The sequence below is a fragment of the Bradyrhizobium sp. AS23.2 genome (assembly GCF_001908185.1).
In the GTDB taxonomy this organism is placed as follows: Bacteria; Pseudomonadota; Alphaproteobacteria; order Rhizobiales; family Xanthobacteraceae; genus Bradyrhizobium.
In genome coordinates this window covers 1-6138 of the sequence record NZ_LGHM01000192.1, presented here as the reverse complement: position 1 = coordinate 6138, position 6138 = coordinate 1, and the positions used below count along the sequence as shown (strand labels likewise).

Sequence of the window (6138 nt, the reverse complement as noted above, 5' to 3'; positions counted from 1 at the left end):
CAGCCACGCATCCTGAAGAGGGTTGCCTGTGAAATTCGGCGCTTCATCGAGCCGCCGTTGCTGCTGCGGCTTGTTCGGGTGGTCGAGATAGAACGCGTCCAGAAATTCGTCGAGAGCATGCCCGAACGACTTGCGTCCGGAGACCGCATCGTCGGCGACCTCCTGCAAGGATTGCGGGCGGCTCATCGTGGTCGTCTCCTTCTGATCGCTTCGACGAGCAACTCATGGACTTGTTCACCAAATCATTGAAATCCCTGTCCTCGAAGCTGGCCCGTGTCAGCGCCTTCAGTTTCATGGCACAGATACTCGGGCTTGGCCATGAAGACCTTCAGTCCCGGTCGGTCTCCACGCGGATAGTCGCCCTGCAGCGCCCCCTAACGCATTATTAGGTCGTCGCAGCAGCAGCGTGCGAGTTTCTCCAATAGGCGGACCTAAGCGCTTCAAGGGCTTGCCATTTGGCATAATATGCCATATATTGCGCCAATATGAGGTCACGCCATGCTGGTCGAACTTCCTAGAACCCTCGCCAACCCGTCGATTCCCCAAATCACGCCCCAGGAGGCGGAAGCGGCGGCTCGCGCAGTGCTCAATCTCTTCGAAAAATGGGGCCTGACCGACGCCGTCGCACGAGAAATCCTGGGTGGCCTACCCGCCCGGACCTATGCGCGCTGGAAAACACGTGATTTCGGCCGGATCGATCGCGATCTCGCAACCCGGCTCTCCCTGCTCATGGGGATCCACAAGGGTCTACGGTACCTCTTCACAGAGCCCGAGCGGGGTTACGCCTGGGTCGGCAAGCCGAACGATGCCTTCGGTGGACGCACCCCCACAGAGGTCATGGCCCAGGGCGACATCTTCTCGCTCGCTCGCGTCCGATCCTATCTTGATGCGGAGCGCGGCGGTTAGTGAGCGATAGTCCGTCCGTCGTTCGCGTTCATTGGCCTACAGCTTTCCGGATCATCCGTTCGATCTTCTCACCGATCGACCTCTTTGAGGACATCGCGGATCCGAGCGACTGGGAAGCACTGGCCTCAATCGAGTCTAAGACAAACCCGCGGATTTGGGAACAGATCGGCAGGCTCGAACTCGTTCCCCCGGCCCGACGCGTCGTCGGCCAGGGTGCCAGCTATCTCATGGCGCCCTTCGTCCACATCAGCACAGAAAGGCCGGGCCGCTTCACCGACGGGACCTACGGCGTCTATTCCGCCGGCGATCGCGAGGAAGTCGCCATTCGCGAAACCGCGCACCATCATGATCGAGCGATGGCGAACAGCAAGGAAGAGCCAGGCTGGACCTCTCAGTTTCGCGTTCTCATCAATCGCGTCGACCTCGATCTCCATGATCTCCGTGGTCGAGGCGAATTGCACGAAGCATCCGACTACGCGACACCTCAAGCCTTCGCGAGACAACTCCGATCAACCGGATCGAACGGCATTCTCTACCGAAGCGTCCGCTGCTCAGATGGCGAATGCGTTGCGATCTTCTGGCCCGACCTCATCCCTATCCCGGTCCAGGGCGATCACTACGAATACCATTGGGACGGCAGCCGCGTCGACAAAGTACGCAATAGCCGGACAGGAGCCATCTTTGCGCTTTAGCGCCCGCGGCGAAGAGGAGCCGGACCCCGAGGCCGCCGTGCGTCCCCCGGGGTTCTCCTGAACATTTTTGCATGCCGTGAACTGCATCGCGGCGGTGCGGGCTAGGAGCCTCTACGACCTCGATGGACCCCGACATCCAGTTGCGTGAGAAACCGGTGGAGGCGTTCGACGCTGTAGGTCTCCGTGCGCCCGTTGCAGAGCTCCGAGACTTTGGACTGCGGCAGCCCCATGATTTCGCCGGCTCGGTGAAAGCTTGGCACCTTAAGGCGCCATTATACAAATTATTGGCATCATAAACTGCCGCAGATTGACATCGTCCAGCTTCTTGGCTACAGTCGTGGCATCTTGAAGCGCCGTAATTTCCGTTAATGGAGGTTTGAACTACCATGCCGCCGCGCAGCCAGTTCACGACCTCGCCGCCTCGAGCGGTTGAGGACGCCCTCAAGCGATTGGGCGCGAACCTGAAAACCGCCAGGCTCCGTCGCAACCTGACTCATACAGACCTCGCATCGAAATTGGGCGTGGACCGCCATGTGATCGCCGACGCCGAGAGCGGCAAACTCAGCACCGGCGTCGGCGTCTACGTCGGCATGCTGTGGTCCATGGACCTGCTCGACGCCATCGAACAGGTAGCTGATCCGCGCGCCGACGAGGTCGGCCTCGCATTGAGCGGACTGGACGAGCGCGAGCGCGCGCGTTCCGGCGGAGGACCGAGCAATGCCTTCTGAGGAGTGCTTCGTCTATATCACATTGCCAGGCCAGACCACGCCGGTGACCGCCGGACGCTACCAGCTCGATACCACCCGGCAGGGTGTCGCGGTCGGGCAGTTCGTTTACGGACGCTCGTATCTGGAGCGCAAGGACCGCGTCGAATTCGATCCCGTTGAACTTAAGCTGCGGGTGCCGTCGTTCCGGACAACTAAGTTGCGCGGCAACTTCGGCGCGTTGCGCGACAGCTCTCCGGACGCCTGGGGACGCAGACTGATCGAAGCGAGGCTCGGCGAACGGGAGCCGACGGAGATCCAGTACCTGCTCAACTCGCCGGACGACCGTGCCGGCGCGCTCGCCTTCGGACTGAACGTCGAACCTCCGGCGCCGGTCCGGAAATTCAACCGCACCCTCGACCTCGGCCGGCTGATGGCGCTGGCCGACGAGATCGTTGCCGCCGAGAAGGATCCGGACGCGCCGGCGCCGAAGGGCCCCGACGCCGAACAGGCCGAAGCCTGATGCGCGCTGGCACGTCGATGGGCGGCGCCCGGCCGAAAGCCACGGTCGAAGACGCGGACGCGCTTTGGCTCGCCAAGTTCCCGCACCGCGACGACAAGTGGAACAACACGCGCGTGGAGCATGCGATGCTGCTGCTGGCCCGGAAATGCGGACTGTCGTGCGTCGACAGTCGCATGACCACCGTCGGCGAAAAGGATGTTCTGCTGGTCAAGCGCTTCGACCGTCACAAGATCGATGCCGGATATCTTCGCAGCCGGATGGTCAGCGCGCTCACGCTGCTGAACGCGGACGACGGCCCCGACACGAGGCAGAAATGGTCCTATCTCCTGCTCGCCGACGAACTGCGCCGCACGGCGTCCGGCACGCAAGCGAAGGAGCTTCCCGAACTCTTCCGCCGGATGTGCTTCAACTCGCTCGTCTCGAACACCGACGATCATCCGCGAAATCACGCCGTCGTCGCCAAGGACCAAGCGTGGTCGCTGTCGCCAGCTTACGACCTCACGCCAAACCCGATGATCGCCGTCGAACGGCGAGACCTGGCGATGACCGTTGGCGCTTTCGGCCGCTACGCCAACCGCGCCAACCTCCTGTCGCAGAGCGGCAGATTCCTACTTTCCCTCCAGGAGGCCGCCTCCATCGTCGACGGGATGACCGAGATCGTTTCGGACTCCTGGCACGCTACCTGCAGACAGGCCGGCGTGAGCGAGCGCGATTGCGAACTGATCCGGAGCGCCTTCGTCTACGAAGGGTTCGCCTACGACCTGGGCAATCCCGACATCCATACCGTCGATGCCGAAGAACTGCCGTCGGCACGACGGCGGTGACCGAGGACGCTCTGCGGCAACAACGCGCAAGCAGACCGGTGCCGCAGCGCAAGGCCGGCCGCTAGGCTGCTCGTAGCTGCACGCTGTAACCTACAGTGCGTCACCGTCGAGCATGTAGATGGCCGCCTTGAACTCTGCCAAGTAATAGACGCGATACGCGTTTCCGTCGTCCGGAATGCGGATTCCATATTCCGCTCAGTTCGCCCGACAGGGACTCCCTCTGATTGTGCGGGAGGCGCTCATAATTCTGAATGGCGTCGGCCCGCAAAACGGGCGTTCTCTTCAAGCCCTCCCGGTAGCCTTTGGAGGGCATGCTCTGAAATAGTAATTGAAATCGTTGAAGAATCTAGATATTTTCAAGTGTTCACATATATATGTGGAACAGGGTGTGACATGCAGCGAAACACTACTTTGAATTTGCCCGATAAGCTGGTGTCGCGGGCCAAGGCCTATGCCGCCGAGCACGGCACCACCATGACCGCGATCATCCGCTCACATCTCGAGGCAGTCACGTCGTCGGGCGAGAACCCAATCGCGGACGATCCGCTTCTCGCTTACTCGCAGGGACAGCTGTCGAGAAGCGAGGCCATTCGGATGCTAGGGATGCGCGATTATGCGGAGCTTCTTGTTGCGCTGGGGGATGCGGATTTGCCGATGCCGTCGGCACCGCCACACGAAATCGAGAACCAGGCGACGACCTTCACTAAGCTTTGGAGGCAATCGTGAAGCGTTGCACCGTTATCATTCCGGATGCCGGGCCATTCAACAGTCTGTGGGTCGCAGATCGCCTGGACCTATTGTTGGCGCTCGACATGCGGTTGGTTGTGGTGGACGCAGTCTACGACGAACTGACGAGCGATACGTCCTATCCGAAGGACAAGGACGTCAAGGCCTTCATCGACGGCCACCAGCCGCCGTTCGTCATCGAGAACACCGACATTGGATCTGAAGCGCGCGCAAAGCGGAAAGCCGGCGGAAGACCGAAGAAAAACGCCGGCGAACTCGCCATCGTCGATTTCATGACCTCGGACGACGGTATGTCCAAATACGTGGCGACGGGCGAGCCGGTTGCCATTCTGTTTGAAGATGCGGGTGTTCGCGTCTTCAACAAGCCGCCAAATCTTCATCTGCTTTCGACGGTCGGAATGCTTAGGGGGCTTGAACGGGTCGGCATCATCGATTCCGCCGACAAAATCATTCACGAGATGACGCATCCATCAAAACCTGACAGACGTCCCGCCAACGCGCGCGCGTTGACCGATCTACCAAACGGCGTCGACGAACCTGCGGCGATTGGAAGCTCCTGGGTGCCAGGCAATCGGTAAGACGTTTCCGAAACCGAGCACTATGCCGCCGATCAATCTCAATCGTTGGAGGACGCGGCGGATGCCGATAGCGCGCGGTAACCGTCTCTCCGGTCTGAGGAAGGCCCGGCGACACTTCCGATGCCCTGGACTCCTCGAGCTTTTCTCCACCGCGCGAAAGTGCCTACGCTGCTGCAGCGTGGGGCAAAGTACGCCCCCTATCGTCCCTGCAAGTCACTGGAATAGCCAGAGCGGCAGAATCCGGCATGCCGAGTGGGGCTCCATCTCCGTCATGGTTAACAGGGCTGTAAAAGGAGATCCCGACGTCGAACTGGATGCCCTTTCTTGTTGCTGGTCAGACGCTTATATTATCAGAGACAAGGCGCATCCGGCTCAGAATCGCTAAGACCATGAGGCTCACAGACGCTGAACATGCCGAGATCGTAGCTCTGGCGAAGCACCGCTTCGGCCAGCACGCGATCGTTCGCCTCTTCGGATCGATGATCGATGATAACAGGATCGGAGGAGACATCGACCTCCACATTCTGGCGGAAAGAGATGAGCTCGCCACGTTGGCCAACGAATTGGAATTTACCGACGAGCTTAAGGATCGGATCGGAGATCAAAAGATCGACGTGATCGTACGTCGCCCGGGCTACAATCCACGAGGCATCGACGATTTGGCTGTCCGAACGGGAATAGTCCTGTGACCGGAAATCATGACGGCAAGGCCGAAATCCTGAACGAGGTCCACGGCAGAACTAAGGATCTAATCGAAGGCTACAATGAAGCGCTTCAATACGCTGACCGGAAATTCTTCGGCAATAAGCTTGACGTACATCCGATCATTTCTCCGTCGATCCCTGGATGCGGACACACCTAATCGCGACGCATCCGGACAGGATCCGCGTCAGGGCGTCTGTATTTTTTGAGTGGTGCCGCCGCGGTACAACGACAAGCATGATCTAGCCTCGGGTCCCGTGCGGTAGGGTGAGGATGCAGCTATGCCCATGCCCATTCAGATTGACCCTGACTTGTACGCGCGTGCCGAGGCAGCCGCCGAGCACGAAGGCAAAGAGGTTGGGACCTACATCAACGAGCTGATTCGAATGCAGCTCAGAGAAGTGGAGAGAGCGCACGAGCTCGTCCGGACGCTGGATGAGATCGCAATCCAACTCGAAAACG

General features: G+C 60.1%; 10 protein-coding genes. 9 read left to right on the top strand and 1 reads right to left on the bottom strand.

Going from position 1 to position 6138, the window contains the following annotated elements; all coding sequences use genetic code 11:
- On the bottom strand, nt 1-186 hold a 186-nt coding region (locus tag AC630_RS35285; protein ID WP_143198557.1), incomplete at its 3' end, for a hypothetical protein.
- Between the two features lie 312 nt (nt 187-498).
- Between AC630_RS35285 and AC630_RS35280 the strand changes: the two genes are divergently transcribed.
- The 9 genes from AC630_RS35280 to AC630_RS46405 all read left to right on the top strand — a co-directional run.
- Complete coding sequence (locus AC630_RS35280; RefSeq protein WP_074123019.1) at nt 499-906, top strand: MbcA/ParS/Xre antitoxin family protein; 408 nt, start codon at nt 499-501, stop codon at nt 904-906.
- Nucleotides 906-1598, top strand: coding sequence for an RES family NAD+ phosphorylase (locus tag AC630_RS35275; protein ID WP_074123018.1), 693 nt, complete (start codon nt 906-908; stop codon nt 1596-1598). The genes AC630_RS35280 and AC630_RS35275 overlap by 1 nt, the downstream gene beginning before the upstream one ends.
- Nucleotides 1599-1984: 386 nt before the next feature.
- On the top strand, nt 1985-2326 hold the full coding sequence (locus tag AC630_RS35265; protein ID WP_074123017.1) for a helix-turn-helix transcriptional regulator: 342 nt from the start codon (nt 1985-1987) through the stop codon (nt 2324-2326).
- Nucleotides 2316-2825, top strand: a complete 510-nt coding sequence (locus tag AC630_RS47445) for a HipA N-terminal domain-containing protein (RefSeq protein WP_245330614.1) — start codon at nt 2316-2318, stop codon at nt 2823-2825. The genes AC630_RS35265 and AC630_RS47445 overlap by 11 nt, the downstream gene beginning before the upstream one ends.
- On the top strand, nt 2825-3649 hold the full coding sequence (locus AC630_RS47440; protein WP_074123015.1) for a type II toxin-antitoxin system HipA family toxin: 825 nt from the start codon (nt 2825-2827) through the stop codon (nt 3647-3649). Before AC630_RS47445 ends, AC630_RS47440 begins: the two co-directional genes overlap by 1 nt.
- Before the next feature lie 393 nt (nt 3650-4042).
- On the top strand, nt 4043-4375 hold the full coding sequence (locus AC630_RS35250) for a DUF6364 family protein (protein ID WP_074123014.1): 333 nt from the start codon (nt 4043-4045) through the stop codon (nt 4373-4375).
- A gap of 74 nt (nt 4376-4449) precedes the next feature.
- Nucleotides 4450-4974: a hypothetical protein gene (locus tag AC630_RS35245; RefSeq protein ID WP_245330613.1), complete on the top strand. Its 525-nt coding sequence runs from the start codon at nt 4450-4452 to the stop codon at nt 4972-4974.
- 389 nt (nt 4975-5363) lie between these two features.
- Nucleotides 5364-5663 (top strand): hypothetical protein, encoded by a 300-nt coding sequence (locus tag AC630_RS35240; RefSeq protein ID WP_074123020.1) that lies wholly within the window; start codon nt 5364-5366, stop codon nt 5661-5663.
- Between the two features lie 294 nt (nt 5664-5957).
- On the top strand, nt 5958-6138 hold a 181-nt coding region (locus tag AC630_RS46405), incomplete at its 3' end, for a hypothetical protein (protein ID WP_208867089.1).